At 35.0% G+C, this 23,555-nt stretch carries 25 protein-coding genes; 22 read left to right on the top strand and 3 right to left on the bottom strand.

From position 1 onward, the window contains the following. Nucleotides 1–138 precede the first annotated feature (138 nt). Nucleotides 139–1,482, bottom strand: a complete 1,344-nt coding sequence (dnaA, locus tag D8M05_RS10915; protein ID WP_121131703.1) for a chromosomal replication initiator protein DnaA — start codon at nucleotides 1,480–1,482, stop codon at nucleotides 139–141. An 827-nt stretch (nucleotides 1,483–2,309) separates the two neighbouring features. Here dnaA and rpmH point away from each other — a divergent pair. From rpmH to D8M05_RS10850, 13 genes are all read left to right on the top strand, one after another. Further along, a complete protein-coding gene (gene rpmH, locus D8M05_RS10910) occupies nucleotides 2,310–2,444 on the top strand; it encodes a 50S ribosomal protein L34 (RefSeq protein WP_058309197.1) in 135 nt (44 codons plus the stop codon). Nucleotides 2,445–2,559: 115 nt separating this feature from the next. Next, the gene (gene rnpA / locus D8M05_RS10905) at nucleotides 2,560–2,907 is read left to right on the top strand and encodes a ribonuclease P protein component (RefSeq protein ID WP_121131701.1); all 348 of its coding nucleotides are present in this window, start codon (nucleotides 2,560–2,562) and stop codon (nucleotides 2,905–2,907) included. 94 nt (nucleotides 2,908–3,001) lie between these two features. After that, nucleotides 3,002–3,781, top strand: a complete 780-nt coding sequence (gene yidC / locus D8M05_RS10900) for a membrane protein insertase YidC (RefSeq protein ID WP_121131700.1) — start codon at nucleotides 3,002–3,004, stop codon at nucleotides 3,779–3,781. Next, nucleotides 3,778–4,392 (top strand): RNA-binding cell elongation regulator Jag/EloR, encoded by a 615-nt coding sequence (gene jag / locus D8M05_RS10895; RefSeq protein ID WP_121131698.1) that lies wholly within the window; start codon nucleotides 3,778–3,780, stop codon nucleotides 4,390–4,392. The genes yidC and jag overlap by 4 nt, the downstream gene beginning before the upstream one ends. Before the next feature lie 101 nt (nucleotides 4,393–4,493). Next, the gene (locus D8M05_RS10890; protein ID WP_121131696.1) at nucleotides 4,494–4,706 is read left to right on the top strand and encodes a YozQ family protein; all 213 of its coding nucleotides are present in this window, start codon (nucleotides 4,494–4,496) and stop codon (nucleotides 4,704–4,706) included. A gap of 349 nt (nucleotides 4,707–5,055) precedes the next feature. Next, nucleotides 5,056–6,432, top strand: a complete 1,377-nt coding sequence (gene mnmE / locus D8M05_RS10885) for a tRNA uridine-5-carboxymethylaminomethyl(34) synthesis GTPase MnmE (RefSeq protein ID WP_121131745.1) — start codon at nucleotides 5,056–5,058, stop codon at nucleotides 6,430–6,432. Between the two features lie 53 nt (nucleotides 6,433–6,485). Next, entirely contained in the window at nucleotides 6,486–8,372 is a 1,887-nt protein-coding gene (mnmG, locus tag D8M05_RS10880; protein WP_121131694.1) for a tRNA uridine-5-carboxymethylaminomethyl(34) synthesis enzyme MnmG, read from the top strand. 456 nt (nucleotides 8,373–8,828) lie between these two features. Further along, a complete protein-coding gene (gene rsmG, locus D8M05_RS10875; RefSeq protein ID WP_121131692.1) occupies nucleotides 8,829–9,545 on the top strand; it encodes a 16S rRNA (guanine(527)-N(7))-methyltransferase RsmG in 717 nt (238 codons plus the stop codon). 245 nt (nucleotides 9,546–9,790) lie between these two features. Further along, the gene (gene noc / locus D8M05_RS10870; protein ID WP_121131690.1) at nucleotides 9,791–10,657 is read left to right on the top strand and encodes a nucleoid occlusion protein; all 867 of its coding nucleotides are present in this window, start codon (nucleotides 9,791–9,793) and stop codon (nucleotides 10,655–10,657) included. A 171-nt stretch (nucleotides 10,658–10,828) separates the two neighbouring features. After that, nucleotides 10,829–11,602, top strand: a complete 774-nt coding sequence (locus D8M05_RS10865; RefSeq protein ID WP_121131688.1) for a ParA family protein — start codon at nucleotides 10,829–10,831, stop codon at nucleotides 11,600–11,602. Then, nucleotides 11,583–12,419 (top strand): ParB/RepB/Spo0J family partition protein, encoded by an 837-nt coding sequence (locus tag D8M05_RS10860; protein WP_121131686.1) that lies wholly within the window; start codon nucleotides 11,583–11,585, stop codon nucleotides 12,417–12,419. The genes D8M05_RS10865 and D8M05_RS10860 overlap by 20 nt, the downstream gene beginning before the upstream one ends. Nucleotides 12,420–13,082: 663 nt before the next feature. Next, nucleotides 13,083–13,787 carry a DUF554 domain-containing protein gene (locus tag D8M05_RS10855; RefSeq protein WP_121131684.1) on the top strand — a complete coding sequence of 235 codons (705 nt, stop codon included), beginning with the start codon at nucleotides 13,083–13,085 and terminating at the stop codon, nucleotides 13,785–13,787. Between the two features lie 51 nt (nucleotides 13,788–13,838). Further along, entirely contained in the window at nucleotides 13,839–14,486 is a 648-nt protein-coding gene (locus tag D8M05_RS10850; RefSeq protein WP_121131682.1) for a transporter, read from the top strand. Between the two features lie 31 nt (nucleotides 14,487–14,517). Here D8M05_RS10850 and yyaC read toward each other — a convergent pair whose 3' ends face one another. After that, complete coding sequence (yyaC, locus tag D8M05_RS10845; RefSeq protein WP_121131680.1) at nucleotides 14,518–15,138, bottom strand: spore protease YyaC; 621 nt, start codon at nucleotides 15,136–15,138, stop codon at nucleotides 14,518–14,520. A gap of 87 nt (nucleotides 15,139–15,225) precedes the next feature. Here yyaC and D8M05_RS10840 point away from each other — a divergent pair, with 87 nt between their 5' ends. The 6 genes from D8M05_RS10840 to rpsR all read left to right on the top strand — a co-directional run bounded on the left by D8M05_RS10840 (nucleotide 15,226) and on the right by rpsR (nucleotide 19,225). Further along, nucleotides 15,226–16,236, top strand: a complete 1,011-nt coding sequence (locus D8M05_RS10840; RefSeq protein ID WP_121131678.1) for a YkvI family membrane protein — start codon at nucleotides 15,226–15,228, stop codon at nucleotides 16,234–16,236. Nucleotides 16,237–16,323: 87 nt separating this feature from the next. After that, nucleotides 16,324–16,521: a DUF951 domain-containing protein gene (locus tag D8M05_RS10835; RefSeq protein ID WP_121131676.1), complete on the top strand. Its 198-nt coding sequence runs from the start codon at nucleotides 16,324–16,326 to the stop codon at nucleotides 16,519–16,521. A gap of 218 nt (nucleotides 16,522–16,739) precedes the next feature. Then, nucleotides 16,740–17,840 (top strand): redox-regulated ATPase YchF, encoded by a 1,101-nt coding sequence (gene ychF / locus D8M05_RS10830; protein WP_121131674.1) that lies wholly within the window; start codon nucleotides 16,740–16,742, stop codon nucleotides 17,838–17,840. Nucleotides 17,841–18,009: 169 nt separating this feature from the next. Continuing rightward, nucleotides 18,010–18,300, top strand: a complete 291-nt coding sequence (gene rpsF, locus D8M05_RS10825) for a 30S ribosomal protein S6 (RefSeq protein WP_121131672.1) — start codon at nucleotides 18,010–18,012, stop codon at nucleotides 18,298–18,300. A gap of 15 nt (nucleotides 18,301–18,315) precedes the next feature. After that, nucleotides 18,316–18,831 (top strand): single-stranded DNA-binding protein, encoded by a 516-nt coding sequence (gene ssb / locus D8M05_RS10820; RefSeq protein ID WP_121131670.1) that lies wholly within the window; start codon nucleotides 18,316–18,318, stop codon nucleotides 18,829–18,831. A 163-nt stretch (nucleotides 18,832–18,994) separates the two neighbouring features. Beyond that, nucleotides 18,995–19,225 (top strand): 30S ribosomal protein S18, encoded by a 231-nt coding sequence (gene rpsR, locus D8M05_RS10815; protein WP_121131668.1) that lies wholly within the window; start codon nucleotides 18,995–18,997, stop codon nucleotides 19,223–19,225. Nucleotides 19,226–19,281: 56 nt separating this feature from the next. Here the strand turns inward: rpsR and D8M05_RS10810 are convergent, their stop codons facing one another. Continuing rightward, nucleotides 19,282–19,770, bottom strand: coding sequence for a hypothetical protein (locus D8M05_RS10810; RefSeq protein WP_121131666.1), 489 nt, complete (start codon nucleotides 19,768–19,770; stop codon nucleotides 19,282–19,284). A gap of 315 nt (nucleotides 19,771–20,085) precedes the next feature. Here D8M05_RS10810 and D8M05_RS10805 point away from each other — a divergent pair, with 315 nt between their 5' ends. The 3 genes from D8M05_RS10805 to rplI are packed head-to-tail and all read left to right on the top strand — an operon-like array spanning nucleotide 20,086 to nucleotide 23,470. Beyond that, nucleotides 20,086–21,018, top strand: coding sequence for a YybS family protein (locus D8M05_RS10805; RefSeq protein ID WP_121131664.1), 933 nt, complete (start codon nucleotides 20,086–20,088; stop codon nucleotides 21,016–21,018). Between the two features lie 35 nt (nucleotides 21,019–21,053). After that, the gene (locus tag D8M05_RS10800; protein ID WP_121131662.1) at nucleotides 21,054–23,024 is read left to right on the top strand and encodes a DHH family phosphoesterase; all 1,971 of its coding nucleotides are present in this window, start codon (nucleotides 21,054–21,056) and stop codon (nucleotides 23,022–23,024) included. After that, on the top strand, nucleotides 23,024–23,470 hold the full coding sequence (rplI, locus tag D8M05_RS10795) for a 50S ribosomal protein L9 (RefSeq protein ID WP_121131660.1): 447 nt from the start codon (nucleotides 23,024–23,026) through the stop codon (nucleotides 23,468–23,470). The genes D8M05_RS10800 and rplI overlap by 1 nt, the downstream gene beginning before the upstream one ends. Nucleotides 23,471–23,555 lie beyond the last annotated feature (85 nt).

The raw sequence follows: 23,555 nt of genomic DNA, 5'->3' as shown, positions 1-23,555 counted from the left end.
TAGTAATAACAGTAATAAGGACTGTGATTATGTGGATAAATCGATTTTTCGTATTTAATTTATACTTTTCAACATGTGGATAAGATGTTTATGGTTTGTTCCCCGTATTAACATTATTAACATGTGTATATCTTTAAGCTATAGTGATTTTATTCTTTCTATTAGATCTTCAATGTCTCGATTAAACTCTGGATCAGATTCTAATAAGCGGGATATTTTCTCATGAGCATGGATAACGGTTGTATGGTCCCGGCCTCCAAATTCTTCCCCAATTTTAGGCAGTGAAAAGTCGGTTAATTCACGAGAAAGATACATAGCTATTTGTCTCGGAAATGCAATAGATTTTGTACGTTTCTTTGCAACAAAATCCTCAAGACGGATGCTATAATGCTCTCCTATAATTTCTTGAATCCCCTTGATTGTAATAACCTTTGGTTTGCTACTAGGAATAATGTCCTTTAAGGCATCTGCAGCTAGTGGAGCATCTATATCTTTGTTTACAAGTGAAGAATAGGCCACAACCCGAATCAGTGCACCTTCTAGTTCTCGTATATTCGTATCAATTTGATTGGCAATATAAAGCATGACTTCATTTGGTATATTTAATCCTTCTGCTTTGGCTTTCTTATTTAATATTGCAATCCTTGTTTCTAAGTCAGGTGGTGTAATATCCGTAATTAAACCCCATTCAAATCGGGACCGTAGTCTATCTTCTAATGTTGGAATTTCTTTAGGTGGTCGGTCACTTGAAATGATGATCTGCTTATTTTCCTCATGCAATGTATTGAATGTATGGAAAAATTCCTCCTGGGTTGATTCTTTTCCAGCAATGAATTGAATATCATCTATTAATAGAACGTCAACATTACGGTATTTATTTCTGAAATTTGTTGTTTTATTATCCATAATTGCGTTTATAAATTCATTTGTGAACTTTTCAGATGTAATATAAACGACTTTAGCGTTAGGTTTGTTTTCCAGTACATAATGTCCCACTGCATGCATTAAATGGGTTTTTCCAAGTCCAACTCCACCATAAATAAATAGTGGATTATATGCTTTTGCTGGTGCTTCAGCTACAGCAAGAGAAGCTGCATGTGCAAATCGATTTCCTGCCCCAATAACAAAAGTATCAAAGGTATATTTAGCGTTTAGCATCGTTTTTGGAAATTCATTATTATCCTTTATTACTTTTGGCTTTGGTGCTGTACTAATTTCTTCAACCTCTGGAGCTATATCTGGAATAATAAATTTAGTATTTAGTCTTGAACCAGTGATTTCACCAATAATATCGGAAATTAAATCTGTGTATTGCGTTTCAAGCCAATCCCTAGCAAATTCGTTTGGTGCTGATATAACGAGTGTATTCTTTTCAAGCGCTTCTGCTTTTGTATTTTTTAGCCATGTTTCAAAGCTAGGTTTACTAACTTTTTCTTCGATCTTTTCTAGTGTTGCAATCCACAGCTCATGTATATTTTCCAATTTGGGTTTCACTCCTTTCAAAAAGTAACAGAAAAAGCCTTCTGTAATTCCTAGAGTTAAACAGGAAGGCATTAAGTCTATACATTAATTGCAGGTATATTTTTTTAGAGGAAAGATTTATTAGTAGTTTTTCTTGTGGATAGTCAAAGCTATGATAAAATTTGCTTTTATTGGGTTATAAGTGTTATCCACAATCTTGTTGAAAAAGTTATAAATAGACATGTGAACAACTATCCACAGTTTGTCCACAATCTGTGGAAAAGTATTAAATAGATTCACTTTCCCACAAGTGAAAACATTACTATAATACCAAATAAAAATAGATAAATCAATGGGTTTTGAACACTTATCCACAATTTCTACTGGTTGTATATAAAAAGTATCCACACCACTATATTTTGTGGTTTTCTTGTCGATAACGCATGTGGATAGTAGAATTATGTCGAAAAAAATATAAACAGGATATGTGGATAAGAAATTGAGTGGCATATTTAGAAGGAAAATAATTGTTGTAAGTATTTGGTTGTTTTTAAGGGCTGTTCCTTTTTATTAAATAGAAGTTGTAACGTGAAATAAATGATCCGAGTATTTTTTAGTATGTCTTTAATAATGGAGGATCAATGTTTGGTTATCGAAAAGTAAATTCTCCTTTTTCTATTGCAATTTCCGCTAATGTTTTGTTTAATAGGTATGTTAATGATTTTTGTTTCTAGTGAGGTTGACAAATAACATGAAAATTACTTATAATAACAAAGACTGTCTAACAGATATGTTATAAGTAATTTATTTTAGATATTGATTTTTCCCTTAGGGAGGTGCAAGATACAATGAAAAGAACATTCCAACCAAATAATCGTAAACGTAAAAAAGTACACGGATTCCGTACGCGAATGAGTACTAAAAATGGACGTAAAGTTTTAGCTCGTCGTCGTAAAAAAGGAAGAAAAGTATTATCTGCCTAGGCCACTGAATAGTCAGTGGTCTTTTTCTCATTTATTTTCTGCATTGAAATAGGGAAGAATATTGTTATACATAATAATAAGGACAAGTATGCAAGTTAGTAGTTAGGTGATGAAAATGAAAAAGAGATTTCGTATTAAAAAGAATGAAGAATTTCAGCATGTGTTTAAAAAGGGGAAATCTTTTGCTAATCGCCAGCTTGTAATTTACTATTTATTACAACCTGAACAGGATCATTTTCGTATTGGTCTTTCAGTAGGGAAGAAAATAGGAAACGCTGTAACTAGAAATCGTATCAAGAGGTATCTTCGCCAGGCTTTTCAGGAATTAGAGGGAAGTATTAAATTCCAATGTGATATCGTTATCATCGCAAGAAACCCAACAAAAGATATGGAATACGGGGAAATAAAGAAAAGTCTAACACATCTTTTATATAAAGAGAAACTATTAAAAAAAGAGAAATAATTAGTTTAGGATAGAAACCTGAGAGTATATAGGATAAAATATTTTTAGGTGAAAAATTAAAATTGTAGTTGCTTAAGTTTAAGGAGGAAAAAAGTTGCGTAAGAAGTATGTATTGCTTCTGGCATTAGTTGGATTGGTCGTCTTCCTATCAGGTTGTACAGAGATAGATCAACCAATTACGTCAGATAGTGAAGGAATATGGAATCAAATATTTGTTTATCCGCTTTCATGGGTAATTACGAAAATCGCAGAAATATTTAATAATAGTTATGGACTTTCTATTATTATTGTAACGATTTTTGTACGTCTGATCATTATGCCTTTAAACATAAAGCAAATAAAAAGTTCGAGAGCAATGCAAGAGGTTCAGCCATTGCTTAAAGAAGTTCAACAGAAATACAGTTCTAAAGATGCTAATACACAACAGAAATTACAACAAGAAACAATGAAAATTATGCAAGAACATAATGTGAATCCACTTGCAGGGTGTTTGCCGATTTTTGTACAAATGCCAGTCTTTATTGCGATGTACCACTCAATTGTACGAACAGAGGAAATTGCTAATTATAGCTTCTTATGGTTCGAATTAGGTTCACCGGATTATGTTTTACCGATATTAACAGCTGGATTTACGTTCTTACAACAAAAACTTATGATGTCAACAAATACATCAATGAATTCAAATCCACAAATGGCAATGCAAATGAAGATGATGCTTTACATGATGCCAATTATGATTGGTGTAATGGCCTTCTTCTTCCCAGCAGCATTAGCATTATATTGGGTAACAGGTAATATCTTTATGGTTGTTCAAACGCTTTTAATTAACAAACCAATGATGAGTAATAAAGATAATGGAGGCGTCAAAAAGTGAAGGAAATAACTGCTAGCGGCCAAACGGTTGAACAAGCGGTTAGGTCTGCACTAGGTCAGTTAAACATCACGAAGGACCAAGCCGAAATATCTATTATTGATGAAGGAAAAAAAGGATTGTTAGGTGTTTTTGGTTCAAAGCCAGCGGTGGTAAAGGTCACCATCCTAAAGGATCCAATTAAAGAAGCCGAAAAATTTATTAAAGAAGTAACAGGTAATATGAATGTAAGGCTTGAACTTAATACTGTGGTTGAAGGAAATCATGTAACCTTTGATTTAACTGGAGAAGATATTGCACTTTTAATAGGTAAACGTGGACAAACATTAAATGCATTGCAATATTTGGTTCAACTTGTCATAAACAGAAGTAGCAACCAATACTATACAGTGACACTTGATGCAGAGGGCTATCGTGATCGTAGAAAAGAAACGCTTGAGGCTTTAGCTATTAAGATGGCGAATAAAGCAATAAAAACAAATCGAAAAGTTGTACTAGATCCTATGCCTGCCTTTGAACGTAAGATTATTCATAATGCGTTACAAAGAAAAGGCGAAGTATCAACGTATTCTGATGGAGAAGAACCACATCGGCATATTGTGATTAAACCATAAGTAAACCCTGGATAGATTTCCAGGGTTTTTTTTATGGGTAAAATACGCCAAGTAACACATATTAAAGTTGATTCCTTAAACACTGAAAGGAGAAATGCAACATGGCTAATAAAAGTAGCAAAGGTAAACAATCTATAGCAAATAGAACCTATCAATACTCTGATTACTATACAAATGACCAAACATCTAAAGGTTTGGCTGAAACACATGAACAAGTATCAGATACGTATATGGAAGGTACAGTTGATCAGGAAGTAAATTCGACAAATAACGAACATCATAAGGGAAATATCCCAAGAAATAGCAGTAATTAAAGTAGGCAATATGGCAACAATCTTTTAGAAGAGAGATTAAAGATGTCAAAAATCAATTTAAAAATAATAGTTGCTAAGTAAAGGACTTGCATTCGCAGGTCCTTTTTAGTTTGCGAAGATTAATCCATATCCAATAGATTCCAACGGTATCACTGTTGATAATTTCTTAAAACAAGTTATAATAAAATGTCCACATGTTGATAACTTATTTTGAGAAGAAGCTAAAGAAATCTTTGTGGATAATTTTATTTTTGTGTTAAAGTATGTTATCCTAGTTTGTTAGAGACAAGAATATTAAAATAAAACGGTTATATTGATATAGATACAATTGTTGGAGGTGAAGCAGATGATGGAGACAGATACAATTGCTGCAATATCAACCCCTATTGGTGAAGGAGCAATTGCAATAGTAAGGTTAAGTGGTAAAGAAGCAATATCTATTACATCAGAGGTTTTTAAAGGGAAAGATTTGCAAAATGTTGATTCACATACCATAAATTATGGGAAGATTATCGATCGCCAGACAGATGAAGTAGCGGATGAAGTAATGGTTTCTGTCATGCGTGCACCTAAAACATTTACTCGAGAAGATGTTGTAGAGATAAATTGCCATGGTGGGATGGTTGCTGTAAATCGCGTGTTAGAAATCCTGTTGAGCAGGGGAGCACGACTTGCTGAACCAGGTGAATTTACAAAACGTGCATTTTTAAATGGAAGAATTGATTTATCACAAGCAGAAGCAGTAATGGATTTGATTCGTGCCAAAACAGATAAGGCAATGAATGTTGCCTTAAAACAAATGGATGGTAGATTATCAGCGTTAATCCGCAGTTTGAGACAAAGGTTATTAGAAACGGTTGCCCATGTTGAGGTAAATATTGATTATCCAGAATATGATGATGTAGAAGAAATGTCACATGATATGATGCGGGAGAGTACAAAGGTTGTTCATGCAGAAATTGAAGAACTTTTAACCGTAGCAAAACAAGGGAAAATTCTACGAGAAGGATTATCTACTGCTATTATCGGAAGACCTAACGTTGGGAAATCTTCATTAATGAATACCTTGGTACAGGAAAATAAAGCAATTGTTACGGAAATACCAGGGACAACACGGGATATTATAGAAGAATACGTGAATGTAAGGGGAGTACCATTACGCCTAGTGGATACTGCCGGAATTCGTGAGACAGAAGATATTGTAGAGCGAATTGGTGTAGAACGATCAAGACAAGTATTAAAGGATTCAGATCTAATTCTATTTGTATTGAATTATAATGAAGAACTAACAGAAGAGGATCTTAAACTTTTTGAAGCAGTAAGAGGTCTCGAATATATCGTTATTATTAATAAAATGGATTTAGAACAGAAGCTAGATTTGGCGAAAGTTGACAAGATTTCTGATGGGAAACCAATTGTAACAACTTCTATGCTGAAGGAAGAGGGAGTAGATACACTGGAGAAAGCGATTGCTGATACGTTCTTTTCTGGTGATATTGATACAGGTGATTTAACGTATGTCTCGAATGTAAGACATATTCAGTTATTAAAGAAGGCAAAGCAAGCACTTGAAGATGCGATGGAAGGTATTGAGCTTGGAATGCCATTGGATATTATTCAAATTGATGTCACACGTACGTGGGAATTCTTAGGGGAAATAATAGGGGATACAGCAAGTGATAGTTTAATTGATCAGTTATTCTCACAGTTTTGCCTAGGTAAATAGGAACGACTAACAAAATAATTTGGGAAATTTATTATATAGAAAGGATGAAATAAATGACTTATAATGCCGGTAATTATGATGTAATTGTCGTTGGTGCGGGGCATGCAGGTGTTGAGGCTGCCACTGCTGCAGCGAGAATGGGAGCAAAAACAGTAATGCTTACATTAAACTTAGATATGATTGCCTTTATGCCTTGTAATCCATCAATCGGTGGTCCTGCAAAAGGAATCGTTGTTCGTGAAATTGATGCACTAGGTGGGGTCATGGGGAAGGTTATTGATAAAACATACATTCAAATGCGAATGTTGAATACAGGTAAGGGTCCTGCAGTGCAAGCATTAAGAGCCCAAGCGGATAAAGCTCTTTATAGTAGAGAAATGAAAAATTTAATTGAAAATGAAGAAAATCTAACGATCCGCCAAGGAATGGTTGAAAAATTAATCGTAGAAGATGGCGTATGTAAGGGTGTCATTACAGAGACAAATGCTGCTTACCACGCGGAGGCAGTAGTAATTACTACAGGTACCTATATGCGTAGTAAGGTCTTAATGGGGGATTTAGAGTACGAAAGTGGTCCCAATAACCAGCGTCCATCACTAAAACTATCAGAGCATTTAGAAGAGCTTGGCCTAGAATTAGTAAGGTTTAAAACGGGGACACCTCCAAGAGTAAATAGTCATACAATTGATTACTCCAAGACTGAAATTCAACCAGGTGATGAAAAAACGCAAGGTTTCTCGTATGAAACAACAGCGTTTATAACAGATCAAATTCCTTGCTGGTTAACGTATACGAATGAATTTACGCATAAAGTAATTAATGAAAATTTAGGTTTGTCTGCAATGTATTCTGGTGCAAAACGTGGTACAGGTCCACGCTATTGTCCATCAATTGAAGATAAAATCGTTCGTTTTAATGATAAACCTCGCCATCAAATTTTCCTTGAACCAGAAGGAAGAGATACAGAGGAAGTTTATGTTCAGGGTTTGTCAACCTCGTTACCTGAGTCGATTCAGCATAAGATGATTAAATCAATTCCAGGTCTAGAAAATGCAGAAATTATGCGTCCAGGTTATGCTATTGAGTATGACGCTGTTGTACCTACTCAATTATGGCCAACATTGGAAACCAAAGTAATTTCTAATTTGTTTACAGCTGGCCAAATTAATGGTACTTCCGGTTATGAGGAAGCAGCTGGTCAAGGAATAATGGCTGGTATTAATGCTGCTAGAAAAGTGTTTGGTCAAGATGCTGTTATTCTCGATAGGTCTCAAGGTTATATTGGTGTGTTAATTGATGACTTAGTAACAAAGGGTACGAATGAACCATATCGTCTGTTAACCTCTCGTGCGGAATATCGCTTGCTTTTAAGGCATGATAACGCTGATTTACGTTTAACAGAGTTAGGCTATAACATTGGTTTAATCTCTGAAGAGCGTTACGGGCGTTTTATCATGAAAAAGCAACGTGTAGAAGAGGAAAAGAAACGGTTAAATAAGATTATTATTAAACCGAGTGAAACAATTAATCAATTATTAGAAGAAGCAGATGCGGCTCCTTTAAAAGAAGCAGTTAAAGCGTACGATTTGCTTAAACGCCCTGAGATTAATTATGATCTTATTGAACAAATGATAGAGGTAAATGAAATGCTATCAGATGACGTTAAAGATCAAGTTGGTATTCAAATTAAGTATGAAGGGTATATTAAAAAGGCAAAAGAACAAGTTGAACGCATGTTGAAAATGGAGGACAAAAAGGTACCCGAAGATATTGATTATGATGCGATAAGTGGTTTAGCTACGGAAGCAAGACAAAAACTTAAAAAGGTTCGACCATTATCATTAGGTCAGGCATCAAGAATATCAGGTGTCAACCCTGCAGATATCTCCATTTTACTTGTATATATTGAACATGGGCAAATTGCGAAAGTGGCCAATTAGTTTCTAAACTAATTGGCAGTTTTTTTAAAAGAATAGGCTGTCTTCTAAAAGAATGTTGCTTTTTTCAATTATTGAAACGTAACTACAAGTTAATATATACTGTGGACTAAGTGAAGGATTTTACTAAATCATATCATTCCGGAAAGACACTTTCATTGAGTCATCGTGTCTTTCTTCCACTAATCAATGCTTTCTAATCAAGTAAATAATATAGTTTAGCACTATTATGATTGTTGATTGGAGTAGAGGGAAGTCAACTCCTCGAAAATAAAGGGAAATTTTCTTTGTGTGATGTTATGCTGACGAGGCTGATTCCGTACCTAAGGTGCTCCGTACTGCTCGAAGTGGAATCGGGTACAGCACTTTGCTCAACCGTTTATAGAAATAACAACAAACAATAAGAGAAGCGCTAAAAATTTAAAGTTTAAAGTTAAAATGTTAGGAGATACAGTATCTATGAACCCTGAACAATTTAAAAATGCTTTACTCGAAAAGGGAATTGAATTAGACAATAAGCAATTAGAACAATTTAGCACGTACTATAAGTTACTTGTTCAATGGAATGAAAAAATAAATTTGACAGCAATAACAAATCAAGAAGATGTCTATTTAAAACATTTCTATGATTCGATTACTGCTGCTTTTTATTATGATTTTTCTGAAGAACGAACGATTTGTGATGTAGGGGCAGGGGCTGGTTTTCCAAGTATTCCACTAAAAATCTGTTTTCCAAATGTAAAGGTAACAATTGTCGACTCTCTGCAAAAGCGAATTGGCTTTTTAAACCATTTGGCAAATGAACTAGATTTAGTAAATGTTTCCTTCTATCATGACCGAGCAGAGAACTTCGGTAAGAACAAAGATTTTCGAGAAACATTTGATCTTGTAACCGCAAGAGCTGTGGCACGAATGTCCGTACTTAGTGAGTTATGCCTACCTTTAGCTAAAAAGGATGGTGTTTTTATTGCTATGAAGGGTGCTCAAGCAGGGGACGAATTAGAAAAAGCCAAACAAGGAATAAAGCTATTTGGCGGGGAAGTAGAAGGTATTCATTCTTTTACTTTACCAAAGGAAGAAAGCGAACGGACTATTATCATTATTCATAAAAAGAAAAAATCACCTCTTAAGTATCCTAGAAAAGCGGGCGTGCCAAACAAAACCCCAATTGAATAGCGCGCATCATGGCTTCTTTTTGTATCACAAACGATAAATCTAGTAAATATATTAATACTTTTCTGCGTTTAACTATGGTAAAATATATTTAGGATAAATACACATAATAGATAGGTTGCGCCCTTATAGGGTAGCTTACTTATCGAGAATAGCAATCAATTAATCTGAAACACTCACAAATTGTTTCACGTGAAACAATTTCTTACATAGAAACTATTTATAGAATTTAAAGGTGGTGTCAAATAGTGGTGCATCCTTTTAATCGTATTTTTGGTTTTGGAGATAAGGTTACGTCATCTGAAACAGAAACAGAAGAAGAAGTGCCTTATAACCCGGATGAAGTCGTTCAACTTCCTGTAAAAAGTATTGTTCCCAATCGCTATCAGCCAAGAACAATCTTCAATAATGAAAAAATAAAAGAGTTGGCGCAAACCATTCACACACATGGGATGATCCAACCTATTATTGTAAGGCGAATGGAAGAAGATCACTATGAAATTATTGCAGGGGAACGTCGCTGGAGAGCGGTACAAACGCTTGAATGGGAGAATATTTCTGCTATTATTCGAGAAATGTCAGATACTGAAACGGCATCGGTAGCATTAATAGAAAACCTTCAGCGTGAGGAACTTACTGTGATTGAAGAGGCATATGCCTACTCAAAATTATTAGAAATGCATTCTCTTACACAAGAGGCGCTAGCCCAAAGATTAGGGAAAAATCAATCTACTATTGCAAATAAATTACGTCTGCTGAAGCTTCCAGAAGAAGTGCATGAAGCCTTATTGAACAAATCAATTACGGAACGTCATGCAAGGTCATTAATTAAATTGAAGGATCCGGAGAAGCAAATCCAGATGTTACAATTGATTGTAGAACATGATTTAAATGTCAAACAGACAGAAGAAAGAATCGAAAAAGTACTTGAGCCGAAAGAGAACAAAAAGAAACGTGCAAAATTTAAAGGAATCAATAAAGATATACGTATTGCGATGAATACGATACGTCAGTCGCTCAGTATGGTAACAAAAACAGGTGTTGATGTAGAATCCGATGAGAAGGAATATGATGATTACTACCAAATTACCGTTAAAATACCAAAAAAGAAATGATACGATCACATACATTGAGTACCCATCTTAAGCGTAAGATGGGTATTTTTTAAAGGTAAATAGCAATCTATTCCTTTCATATGACAAATAGATAAAATATGCTAAATATATAGTAGTTTTATTGAAAAAAATGATAGAATAGAATGTATATAGTTTTAGGAAGGTGTCAACATGGGAAAAATAATGTCCATCGCAAACCAAAAAGGTGGCGTCGGGAAAACAACATCATCAGTGAATTTAAGTGCCTGTCTTGCATATATGGGGAATAAGGTACTGGTTGTAGATACTGACCCACAAGGTAATGCAACGAGTGGAGTTGGGGTAAATAAAGCTGATGTTAGCAAATGCGTATACAATGTTTTAGTTGATGACCTACCAGCTGAGGAAGTAGTAATATCAACAAATGTAAATAATTTGGATATTATTCCTGCTACTATTCAATTAGCTGGAGCAGAAATTGAACTTGTTCCAATTATTTCTAGAGAGATTCGTTTAAAAAAGGCTTTAGAAAGCCTAAAGGATTCTTATGATTATATTGTTATTGATTGTCCTCCTTCATTAGGGTTATTAACGTTAAATGCATTAACTGCCTCAGACGCAGTGATTATACCAGTTCAATGTGAATATTATGCCCTTGAAGGATTAAGTCAATTACTCAATACTGTCAGGCTTGTGCAAAAGCATTTGAATAAGAACTTAATGATTGAAGGTGTGTTACTGACAATGCTTGATGCACGGACGAATTTAGGTATTCAAGTAATTGAAGAAGTTAAAAAATATTTTCAAGATAAAGTCTATCAAACAATTATTCCAAGAAATGTAAGACTCGGGGAAGCGCCAAGTCATGGTCAACCAATCATAACATATGATCCAAGATCAAAAGGAGCAGAGGTTTATCTTGAATTAGCGAAGGAAGTGATGGCTAGTGGCGAGAGGGTTGGGTAAAGGTATTAATGCCTTTTTTCCAGAAATAGAAAAAGAAGACAAAGATTCTATCCAAGAAATTGCTATCACACAATGTAGACCAAATCCATACCAACCTAGGAAGACGTTTCATGCGGATGCCATAGAAGAGTTGAAGGAATCTATCTTACAATATGGTATTCTTCAACCACTTATTGCTCGGAAAAGTATTAAAGGGTATGAAATCGTCGTTGGTGAGAGACGTTTTCGAGCAGCTAAAGAGGCTGGTCTTAAAAAGATTCCAGTCATTGTTAAAGAGTTATCTGATGAAAAGATGATGGAACTGGCATTGTTGGAAAATCTACAACGTGAAGATTTGACTCCAATTGAAGAAGCGCAAGCATATGCAAATTTAATGCATGAACTTAGGGTAACACAAGAGGAATTATCTAGTCGTTTAGGAAAGAGTCGATCACATATTGCTAATATGGTCCGGTTACTATCCTTACCAGATTATATCATTGCATCTATTAATAATGGTGAGTTATCCATGGGCCATGGCCGAACATTACTCGGTTTAAAAGATAAAGAAAAGTTAAGGCCATTAGTTAATAAAATTAGGAAAGAAAAGCTAAATGTAAGACAGGTAGAAAAATTAATTCATATTTTAAATCAAAAACCAGAAAACAAGAAAGAAAAGCCGAAAAAAGATATGTTTCTCAGTGATAGGGAATCCATACTTAGGGACCGCTTAGGAACGGCAGTTACGATACAACGTGGGAAACGTAAAGGGAAAATCGAAATTGAATTTTACACGGATGATGATTTAGAACGAATTATAGAGATGCTGGAAGAATAACGTGTAGAGACTGACATCTAAGTGTTGTCAGTCTTTTTTTGTGTATTATATCTAATTAATAGTTGATGTAAAGTGTTGATCTCTTTAATTCAGAATAGTCTTGAATACACCGTTCCGGAAAGACACTTCGCTTTCCACGGGCGGCTGGTGAGCCTCCTCCGTGCTGTCGCACTACGCAGTCTCACCTAGGCCTATCCTCCCGTAGGAGTCTACGTGTCTTTCCTCCACTGAGTTTAAGTTACTAACCATTATCTCCTTCGATACGTAAAGTCAAAAAGCATCGTACTACTTCACTAGTCTGGGTGAGTGCAGGGCGGTGACTCCTGCGGGAATAGCACGTGTCCGAAGACCCCGGAAGAAGCGTTCTGTGCTTCTGAGGAGGCTGAGGCCGTGCCCGCGGAAAGCATCCGCCCGGAGCGATCCCAGACGGCGAGATGTGCTCCGATTTAAGATAATCTGAATTAAGTTAGTTTGGAGTTTATACATATTATGACTCAGCATACATCAATTAAATGGATAAAAGATGAAAAGGAACCATATGAATCACATACTATTTCTTGCATTGAATTTCTAGTTGGTAAATAGTAGGATAAAATGAATAACAAAATGTTCCACGTGAAACATGTTGTTTAATCGCTAATATACATAGATGGAGATGGGGAAATGGTTTTATTCGGTACACTGGTTAATGGGGGACTTATTGTAATTGGGAGTATGCTTGGTTTATTTTTTACGAGAATCCCAGAAAGATATAAAGAAACAGTCATGCAAGGAATTGGTTTAGTCGTGATCTTAATCGGTTTACAAATGGCCATTTCAACAGACCAAGTTATTATTGTGTTACTAAGTTTACTTTCAGGGGCAATTATTGGTGAGGTCCTTCGTATTGAGGATGTATTAAATCACTTTGGGACATGGATAGGGAGTAAGTTTGCGACAACAAGTGATGATGTTAGTATTTCACAAGGTTTTGTAACAGCAACCTTAGTGTTTTGTATTGGTGCCATGGCAATTATAGGCGCTCTAGATAGTGGTATTCGTGGGGACCATGGTGTACTAATAACAAAAGGTATATTGGATGGATTTACTAGTTTAGTATTAACAACAACACTTGGTATGGGTGTCATGCTATCGGTCATACCAGTCATCGTTTACCAAGGATCCATTGCTTTATTTGCTACATATATTGATAAGTGGATCCCAGAAGCATTATTAAATGGTTTAATTACGGAATTGACTGCTGTAGGAGGACTACTCATTGTTGCCATTGGCTTGAATATGCTCAAGCTAACGCAAATACGGATAGGGAATCTATTACCATCTATCTTCACCGTTATTTTAATCTATTATATCTACCAGCTTATTTAATAGATTGGATTGCTAATGGTAGAATGAAGTTTAGATAGTGGGGTTAAAGATATGCAAAAAGTAATGAAAATAATATATGAGGGAATCATGCTTCTCTTGGTTATGATGGCCATTACGTCAATTTTTACAGAAAGTACCGTTAACAGTAGTATCAATTGGATCGTTTGGGCTGTGTTTACCATTGACTTCATTGTTCGCATTATTTTAGCTGAGAATAAATGGTCATTTATGAAGCGAAATCCATTTCTGGTCATAGCCATCATTCCATTTGATCAGTTCTTCCAAGTGGCAAGAATTGTAAGGGTAATTTATCTATTTCGCATAAAAACAATTACAAAATATTATGTTTCTCCATTTATCGATCGATTATCTTATCGTTCATTATCAATGGTTATAACAGTTATAAATATGTTGTTGATCATAGAATCATTTGTGCTTCTGAAAATAGAAAACTCCATTATTCATTTTACGGATGCATTATATGTTTCATATGGGCATTTATTATTTTTTGGCCGCGAAATATTTGTTATTGAAAATAATATGTCCATATGGTTACTTACTATTACTTCTATTGTAGGAATCATTGTTCAAGGATTAGCATTGCAATGGATTTTTACGAAGATAGAAGGATTATATAAAAGCGTTAAAAATAATAAGTTAAAAGAAAAAAAGGAAATCAACCAAGAAAAAGGTAGTTAGTTGAGGAAACTAGCTACCTTTTTCTTGATGTTTAGATAGAATGCCTTTCTTCAATACCTTTTGTTACGACTGCTGGGATGGAGTAATTATATTTTAATCTCCTGTCAATGTGGTCTAATAGGGAGGCAATTTGTTTCGCCATATCCATCACTACGGAAAGCCTCGTATTTTGTAAAACGGAATACTCCATAAATCCTCCGATATTGACGACGGCAGTGATGTGTATATCTCCAACTTCTGGTAAGGCTTTATTAAGCGCTGCACCTGGCTTTAGTGGGCCTTTTGCTGCAATTAAATGACCGATTGAGCTGTTCTTTCCTAAACATGCATCAATTGCAATAATATAAGGGTTTCGATGAGTGCTCTCAATTTTATTAATGCTTTCCTCCAAATTAGTAGCATGAACAGGCTCATGCAATGTTCCATATACGCTCAGGTGTCTTGGTTTTAATTCTTCGAGTAATGAACCAGTCAGTGGCCCAAGTGCATCCCCTGTTGAGCGATCTGTACCTATACATATGACAACATATTCACGAGGAAGTTCTGGAAGCCATGAAATGATTTTATCGCTCATTGTCTTATATAAGGATGGGTCGTTATGTACCATACGAAAGTTTTCATTAAAATTTCCAAATCGGCTTTTTAGATTCATAGCTTATCCTCCAAAATCATATTGGTATAGTATACGGTTTTTTTTATCTTTATATACATTGATTCTTAAAATATTGGAGGAAATATAATGTGGAGTGCGGGTATGAAATGGATGTTTTTAATCGTTGGTACAACAATTGGTGCAGGATATGCGTCTGGCAGGGAGTTATGGCAGTTTTTTGGGCATGAAAGTGGACTAGCTATTCTCTTATTTACAATCTTTTTTTCTATCTGCTGTACAGTCATTATGGAAATTAGTTATAAGAAGAAATCAACACATTATTTACCAGTATTAAGGGAGATTGTCGGAGAGAAGCTTGTGAAATTCTACGATGTAATGATATTTTTCTATTTGTTTTCAACAACAGTTGTGATGATTGCTGGTAGTGGAGCTACAGGACAAGCATTTAATTACTCCAAATGGTGGGGAATAGCCGTTATCGTTGTCGCTTTAGTTGTATTATTTATGAAAAATATTGATGGACTGCTTGCAATCAATCAATTAATTTTGCCATTATTGATTGGAGGACTTCTTTTTATTCTTATATTATTTACTTATGATCAAGATTTACATTTGTTTTCACATATGTCAGAACAGCGTAATTGGACAGCTGCATTTCCGTTTACTGCTTTAAACATCTTGCCGTTAATAGCTGTCTTAGGAGCGATCGGTGATAAAGTAACATCAAAAAAGGAAATACTTATTGCATCGATAGGTAGTGGACTAATATTAGGGATTGTATCTTTTATTTACAATAATAGTTTAATTCAAATTGCTGATGAAATTTTATTATATGAAATTCCGCTATTTGCGATATTAAAGCACTATCCATTTGAAATACTTATATTTATGTCAGTTATGTTATGGTTTGCTATCTTTACAACAGCTGCATCAGGTATCTTAGGGATTGTTACAAGAATTAGCGAGTTTACAAATAAACCGTTTGTTTGGATTGTTATCGTAGTATTGATTACGATGATTCCGTTAACAACCATTGGTTTCTCAACACTAATAAGTTTTATTTATCCGATTTATGGTATCTTAAATCTATATGTATTAACTAGACTATTGCTTTTTCCATTATGGAAGAAAAGTTAATAATTTTAACGTTGTAGAAAATATAAAAAGTACAAGCACAGCGATCGAAATTTAGGTATAATAATAGCAAAAAAAGGAGATTGCCAAATGGTAGAGAAAGAGTTTGGATTAAATGATGTTGTTCAAATGAAAAAGCAACATCCCTGTGGAGAAAATCGTTGGAAAATAATTCGAATGGGGATGGATATTCGGATTAAATGCCTTGGTTGTAATCATAGTGTTATGCTCCCAAGACGTGAATTTGTAAAAAAAATAAAAAAAGTAGTGGAAAAGGCTGGAGAGTAGGAAGTTTCTTAAAAATAGACGAAACTTCATAGGAAATGCTAAAATAGTAGTAATAAAGTATCTGAAAAAGTAAAAATGATAGAGTGAAATTTGGAAAATAGGTATCTATTTAGTACCTATTTTTGTTTTTTATGTATTTGTCTTTTCTTTTACTAGTACCTATAATGAGAGTAATGAACGCGTTCTAATGTAAGAACCCCTTAAGGAGTGGAAAGTAAATGGCGCTAACAGCAGGAATCGTCGGACTACCGAACGTAGGGAAGTCTACGCTTTTTAATGCAATAACACAGGCAGGAGCAGAAGCAGCAAATTATCCTTTTGCTACAATTGATCCGAATGTTGGGATTGTTGAAGTTCCAGACGAACGTTTAAATAAATTAACTGAATTAGTACAACCAAAAAAGACTGTACCAACCACATTTGAGTTTACGGATATTGCTGGTATTGTTAAAGGTGCAAGTAAAGGAGAAGGACTAGGGAATCAGTTCTTATCTCACATTCGTCAGGTTGATGCGATTTGCCAAGTTGTACGTTGCTTTGTAGATGAGAATATTACACATGTTGCAGGTATTGTAGATCCAATTGACGATATTGAAGTCATTAACTTAGAGCTTATTTTGGCTGATCTAGAAACAGTAAATAAACGTTATCAGCGTGTAGAAAAACTTGCAAGGCAGAAAGATAAAGAGGCGGTTGCAGAGTTTAATGTGCTTGAGAAATTAAAAGCAGGTCTTGAAGAAGAAAAACCTGCTCGTGCCATTGAATTTAGTGATGATCAATTGAAGATAGTTAAAGGTCTACATTTATTAACTAGCAAGCCAACGTTATATGTTGCAAACGTAGCTGAAGATGAAGTACAGGATAGTGATACGAACGAGAATGTACAAAAGGTTAGAGAATATGCAGCAAAAGAAGGCGCGGAAGTTATCGTTATTTGTGCTAAAATAGAAGAAGAAATTTCTGAATTAGATGCAGAAGAAAAGGTAATGTTTTTAGAGGAATTAGGTATCAATGAATCAGGTCTTGATAAGCTTATAAAGGCCTCTTATAGCCTACTAGGGCTTGCAACGTATTTCACAGCGGGTGTACAAGAAGTACGTGCATGGACGTTCCGAAAAGGGATTAAAGCGCCTCAAGCAGCAGGAATTATTCATACCGATTTTGAAAGAGGATTTATCCGAGCTGAAACAGTATCTTACGATGATTTGCTTGAAGCTGGAACGATGGCACATGCACGGGAAAAAGGTAAGGTTCGATTGGAAGGGAAAGAGTACATCGTAAAAGATGGCGATATCATACACTTCCGATTTAATGTGTAAGGTTATATGGTGTATAACAAATTAGGATCTCTCGAATGCTTGTTTTTTTATAAAAGATTTGGTATAATTCATCATTGTGAGTAATTAAATTAAATTGCTCCTTGCTCTTATTCGTAGAAGTTCTATCTTCAGAGATAAGGGCCGCTAAGACCAAAAGGAGGTGTAACGGATGAGAAAATACGAAATTATGTACATCATCCGCCCAGATATCGAGGAAGAAGCACAAACAGCTTTAGTTGAGCGCTTCAACAAGATTCTAACTGATAATGGAGCGGAGATTGAAAAAGTTGATGAAAAAGGCAAAAAACGCCTAGCATATGAAATCAATGACTATCGTGATGGATATTATATTCTTATTAACTTCAGCGGTGATGAAAAGTCAGTAAATGAATTTGATCGCTTAGCTAAGTTTAGTGATGATATTATTCGTCATATAGCAATTCGAGTAGATGAAAAATAATAAGGAGTGGTTCTGATGTTAAATCGTGTCGTATTAGTAGGCAGATTAACGAGGGATCCTGAATTACGTTATACGCCAACTGGAGTAGCAGTTGCTAACTTTAACATTGCTGTTAATCGACCTTTCACAAACCAACAAGGTAATCGTGAAGCTGACTTTATTAATGGTGTCGTATGGCGCAGACAGGCCGAAAACCTAGCTAATTACATGAAAAAAGGTAATTTAATAGGTGTCGATGGCCGTGTGCAAACACGTAATTATGAAGGACAAGATGGCAAGATGGTTTATGTAACAGAAATTGTTGCTGAAAGCATTCAATTTCTAGAATCAAAAGGCTCCTCAGGGGGCGGACAAAGTTCATTAGGCCAAAATCAGAACCAATTTAATCCAAATCAAAACCAAAATCAAAATCAAAATCAAAATCAATTTAACCAAAACCAATTTCAACCAAATCAGAATCAACCAACCGAGGATCCATTTAAAAATAATGGTGAACCGATTGATATATCAGATGATGATTTGCCGTTCTAATGGTTTAAAAAGACAGTGCAACTGACTTGGGCCTACAGGATGTAGGTCAGTTCGGTGTTGCGATAGGACGTCGCGTTTTTAACCGAACTTCCCCTAAGGCTATCACCGAAAGGCTTGATGACAGCCAAGTCTTCTAAATAAATTTTATAAAGGAGTGTTTCGAATGGCAGCTCGTCGCGGACGTGCAAAGCGTCGTAAAGTGTGTTACTTCACAGCGAACGGAATTACACACATTGACTACAAAGATGTTGATTTATTAAGACGTTTCATTTCAGAACGTGGAAAAATTCTTCCTCGTCGTGTAACTGGAACATCTGCTAAATACCAACGCAAACTTACAATAGCTATTAAACGCGCTCGTCAAATGGCATTATTGCCTTACGTAGCAGATTGATTAAAAACCTCTAAATCATGCCTAATGGTCGATTTAGAGGTTTTTTGTATTATTATTTAACGATTTTTTCTTCTTATAGGGTAATGGTGAATCATCTTAATGATTAGAGCAATCGAATAGATGAAGGAAAATAGTAAATAAATATCATTTACGGGGAACACAAGTGCAAGAATCGTATATAAAAGAAACGGAATCGTTGTTGTAAATGAACTGATTTTCCATAAAAGAGAGTAGTGTAGTTTCCTTTTTGTTAATCTAGCAATGATCTTACCTATGTATGCTATACCAGAAAGGATTACAAATACAATAATTGTAATTGGGAGATAATAAAACATGAAGAAATATATCAGTGTAAATATAACATTCATGTCAGCTCCAATTGCATTTGTATCGGTTAATCGTTTGATAAGTGATGGAAGAGAAACAATAAATAGTAACAAAAAGTTATAAAAAACTGCATGATCAAGCCCAACACGATTTAATTTGAACATTGCCTGTTTATTTGGCAATTTAATACTATTAACAAAGATATTCCAGACAATCATTTTCTTCAGTCCTTACTAATAAAAGTTATCTCTAACCATAATTAGAATAAGTATTTACTTGATGGAAATATTCCTTACCAAACTATTATAATAGATTATCTAAGTAAAAGCTTTCAAAATGAAATGATGTTTCTTCAATTTATAACAAAAAATGACAGTCCTATAGCGGCGTTCTATCAGTTATAATGGATTAGAGACTAATGAGGATTGATATAGCGAATAATGTAAACTGGTAACATTATACCTATTATTCATGGTATGATGGAATATGTTAAATCTACTTTTTAGATACTTTGGACGAGGTGCTATAGCTATATGAATCAATCGAAAAAAATTACAGATGGTGCATTAATATTAGCGATATTTATGGTATTGCTTGTCATTTCATTAATTATTCCTTTTTTATCATCGATCATCCTGTTCTTATTGCCAATACCGTTTATTATCTATGCATCGAGATATGGATTTAAGCCGTCTTTACTCATGTTTATAGCTGCCTGTATCTTAACAGCTATATTTGCTACAATCATGTTATTGGCAACCATTGTAATGGGAATTGGTGGACTCATGATTGGGAGTGGGATTCATAAGCAACGCTCTGCTTATGAAACGCTAGCTGGAGGAACACTTGGTTTTATTGTTGGTTTGTTACTGTTATTTGTGATTACACAAACGCTACTGGATATTAATTTTAATTTTCAAGATATCGTAACAGATTCTGTTGAGATGAGTGCAGGCCTTTTTGAACAATTCGGTGTGGAAGAACAAGCCGGTCAAATAGAGGAGATTATCGAGTTACAGATTAGTTACATGTCGATGTTAATTCCAGTATTTCTAGTTGCAGTCGCATTAGTAATGGCATTTATTAGCCAATGGATAGGTTATAAATTCTTAAATCGAGTGGATAAGCAGAAACTGAAGTTTCCACCGTTTCGAACATTACGTTTTCCATCGTCAATCATATGGGTTTATTTGATGGCATTGATTCTTTCCTTCTTGATAACCGACCCATCAAATTTCCTATATATTGCGGTTCAAAACATGTTAATCCTTACTGAATTGATCGTATTAATACAAGGTTTTTCCTTTATTTTCTTTTATACGCATCATAAGAATATCTCGAAATTTATAGCTGTACTGATTACTGTTATTGCATTATTTATTCCTATCATGCTTTTTTTCATCACATTCTTAGGTATAATGGATATAGGCTTTAAATTTAGGGATAAATTGATAGAGAAAAAATAATAGGCAAAGCTGGTGCTTTATAGGAGCTGAAAAATATGCCAGATATTCAGAGAAAGCCTACACTTAGCAGGCATTTATGGGTAATTTACATCTTATCCATTATTCTCTTAGCGTTTATATGGTATCTTGAATGGGTGCTAGGGATTATTATGACACCTCTCTTAGCAGCATCTTTTTATTATACTGTGAAAACAGAAAAAGCACTACTTGATAAAACAGAGGCATATATTTCTGCAATTTCACATCGAATAAAAAAAGTAGGCGAAGAAGCGTTATTAGAAATGCCCTTTGGAATTATTTTATACAATGATGATTATCAGATTGACTGGTCAAATCCGTATATGAATAAATTTACTGGGGAAGATTCCCTTGTTGGTGAATCACTTCATATTCTATCTGAAACGTTAATTCCAATGATAAAGGAAAATAAAGAGGAAGTATGGATAGAAATTGATGATGTTAAATTTCTAGTCCTCGTAAAAAAAGAAGAACGTCTATTGTATCTCTTAGATCGTACAGAACAAATTGAATTAGAGACGTTATATGAGAATGATCAAACGGTTTTAGCTTTTATATTCCTAGATAATTATGAAGAAATCACGCAAAACATGGATGATACAGCTAAAAGCCAGTTGAACTCAGAAGTTACATCGGTACTAAATAAATGGGCGAGTGATTATGGTTTATATTTAAAACGAACATCACAAGAAAGGTTTCTCGCTGTAGGTACCAAGAAAATTTTACAAAATCTTGAAAAGGTAAAATTTGATATTCTTGATGAAGTTAGAGAAATGAACGGCGAACAGAATAATCCAGTCACACTAAGTATTGGTGTTGGGACAGGGGAATTGCAACTTCCTGCATTAGGTGAACTAGCGCAAACAAGCTTAGATTTAGCGCTAGGGCGTGGTGGTGACCAAGTCGCAATTAAGAATGATAATGGTAAGGTTCGTTTCTATGGTGGGAAAACAAATCCAATGGAGAAACGAACCAGAGTAAGGGCAAGGGTTATTTCACACGCGTTAACAGAGCTTATTAGGGCTAGTGACAACATTATTATTATGGGACACAAGTCACCTGATATGGATTCGATTGGTGCTGCAATTGGTATTTTAAATATTGCAAGGACGAATAATGTAAATGGTTATATCGTTGTAGACCCAGATGATATCGATACGGGTGTGTATCGGCTTATTGAAGCACTTAAGGCTGATAGTGAGGTATGGCAGCACTTTATTGAACCGTTTGAAGCTGAAGAAATAGTGACGAGTCAAAGTTTGGTGGTCGTTGTTGATACACATAAACCAAGTATGGTTGCTGATGCCAGTCTTTTAAATAAGACAGATTATAAGGTTGTCATTGACCACCATCGCAGGGGAGAAGATTTTATTGATAACCCCACATTGGTATACATGGAGCCTTATGCATCATCTACTGCTGAGTTAGTAACGGAATTACTAGAATATCAACCTAAAGGATTAAAGTTAAAAATGCTCGAGGCAACAGCATTACTAGCTGGAATTATCGTTGATACGAAAAGCTTCACATTGCGTACTGGATCAAGGACATTTGATGCTGCTTCTTATTTGCGATCTAAAGGTGCGGATACCGTACTTGTACAGAAATTTATGAAGGAAGATTTAGACCTGTATATCAAGCGGAGTAAGTTAATTGAGCGTGCCGAAGTGTATAGGGATTCTGTTGCCATTTCAAAAGCTGATTCTGGTATAACGTATGGTCCTGTACTTATTGCACAAGCAGCTGATACATTACTTACGATGAGTGGAATAAATGCCTCATTCGTTATTTCTGAAAGAGAAGATGGTAAAATAGGAATAAGTGCAAGGTCACTTGGTGAAGTGAATGTCCAAGTTGTTATGGAAAAGATGAATGGCGGAGGACATTTAACGAATGCTGCCACACAAATAGAAGATACAAGCCTTGTCGAGGTAGAAGTCTTGTTAAAACAAATTCTTGAAGAGTATTTTGAAGGGAGAGAAACGTAATGAAAGTTATTTTTCTAAAGGATGTTAAAGGCAAGGGGAAAAAAGGCGAAGTTAAAAACGTTTCTGATGGATATGCTCGTAATTATTTATTGAAAAATAAATTAGCGGAAGAAGCAACTACTGGAAGCCTAAAAGTATTAGATGCAAAGAAACGTAAAGATGCAGAACTCGAACAAAAGGAAAAAGATGAGGCAATCCAATTAAAGGAAAAGTTAGCTAGTCTTACTGTAGAAATTAAAGCAAAAGCAGGTGATGGTGGACGTTTATTTGGTTCCATTACAAGTAAACAGATAGCCGAAACACTTGAGAAACAACAAGGAATTAAAATTGATAAGCGAAAAATGGATTTAGCACAACCGATTCGTGCATTAGGTTTTACCAATGTACCAGTGAAGCTCCATAATGAAGTATCGGGAGTAATTAAAGTTCATGTTGAAGAGAAATAAGTATTTTAATAGATGTAATATGTAGTAAGGAATCGGTATGGGAAATTGCCGATTTCTTCTACTTTTCAGGTCGTAGTTACGCTTC

It is taken from the genome of Oceanobacillus bengalensis (genome assembly GCF_003628445.1).
GTDB lineage: Bacteria > Bacillota > Bacilli > Bacillales > Amphibacillaceae > Oceanobacillus > Oceanobacillus bengalensis.
Note: the sequence above shows the minus strand (reverse complement) of the source record. Positions and strands in the feature narration are given on the sequence as shown.

What these genes read in the sequence shown, in the direction of transcription:
- rpmH (WP_058309197.1), top strand. Translation starts at nt 2,310, where the DNA reads ATGAAAAGAACATTCCAACCAAATAATCGTAAACGTAAAAAAGTACAC.
- rnpA (WP_121131701.1), top strand. Translation starts at nt 2,560, where the DNA reads ATGAAAAAGAGATTTCGTATTAAAAAGAATGAAGAATTTCAGCATGTG.
- D8M05_RS10890 (WP_121131696.1), top strand. Translation starts at nt 4,494, where the DNA reads ATGGCTAATAAAAGTAGCAAAGGTAAACAATCTATAGCAAATAGAACC.
- mnmE (WP_121131745.1), top strand. Translation starts at nt 5,056, where the DNA reads ATGGAGACAGATACAATTGCTGCAATATCAACCCCTATTGGTGAAGGA.
- mnmG (WP_121131694.1), top strand. Translation starts at nt 6,486, where the DNA reads ATGACTTATAATGCCGGTAATTATGATGTAATTGTCGTTGGTGCGGGG.
- rsmG (WP_121131692.1), top strand. Translation starts at nt 8,829, where the DNA reads ATGAACCCTGAACAATTTAAAAATGCTTTACTCGAAAAGGGAATTGAA.
- D8M05_RS10865 (WP_121131688.1), top strand. Translation starts at nt 10,829, where the DNA reads ATGGGAAAAATAATGTCCATCGCAAACCAAAAAGGTGGCGTCGGGAAA.
- D8M05_RS10855 (WP_121131684.1), top strand. Translation starts at nt 13,083, where the DNA reads ATGGTTTTATTCGGTACACTGGTTAATGGGGGACTTATTGTAATTGGG.
- D8M05_RS10850 (WP_121131682.1), top strand. Translation starts at nt 13,839, where the DNA reads ATGCAAAAAGTAATGAAAATAATATATGAGGGAATCATGCTTCTCTTG.
- yyaC (WP_121131680.1), bottom strand. Translation starts at nt 15,138, where the DNA reads ATGAATCTAAAAAGCCGATTTGGAAATTTTAATGAAAACTTTCGTATG.
- D8M05_RS10840 (WP_121131678.1), top strand. Translation starts at nt 15,226, where the DNA reads ATGTGGAGTGCGGGTATGAAATGGATGTTTTTAATCGTTGGTACAACA.
- D8M05_RS10835 (WP_121131676.1), top strand. Translation starts at nt 16,324, where the DNA reads ATGGTAGAGAAAGAGTTTGGATTAAATGATGTTGTTCAAATGAAAAAG.
- ychF (WP_121131674.1), top strand. Translation starts at nt 16,740, where the DNA reads ATGGCGCTAACAGCAGGAATCGTCGGACTACCGAACGTAGGGAAGTCT.
- rpsF (WP_121131672.1), top strand. Translation starts at nt 18,010, where the DNA reads ATGAGAAAATACGAAATTATGTACATCATCCGCCCAGATATCGAGGAA.
- ssb (WP_121131670.1), top strand. Translation starts at nt 18,316, where the DNA reads ATGTTAAATCGTGTCGTATTAGTAGGCAGATTAACGAGGGATCCTGAA.
- rpsR (WP_121131668.1), top strand. Translation starts at nt 18,995, where the DNA reads ATGGCAGCTCGTCGCGGACGTGCAAAGCGTCGTAAAGTGTGTTACTTC.
- D8M05_RS10810 (WP_121131666.1), bottom strand. Translation starts at nt 19,770, where the DNA reads ATGATTGTCTGGAATATCTTTGTTAATAGTATTAAATTGCCAAATAAA.
- D8M05_RS10805 (WP_121131664.1), top strand. Translation starts at nt 20,086, where the DNA reads ATGAATCAATCGAAAAAAATTACAGATGGTGCATTAATATTAGCGATA.
- D8M05_RS10800 (WP_121131662.1), top strand. Translation starts at nt 21,054, where the DNA reads ATGCCAGATATTCAGAGAAAGCCTACACTTAGCAGGCATTTATGGGTA.
- rplI (WP_121131660.1), top strand. Translation starts at nt 23,024, where the DNA reads ATGAAAGTTATTTTTCTAAAGGATGTTAAAGGCAAGGGGAAAAAAGGC.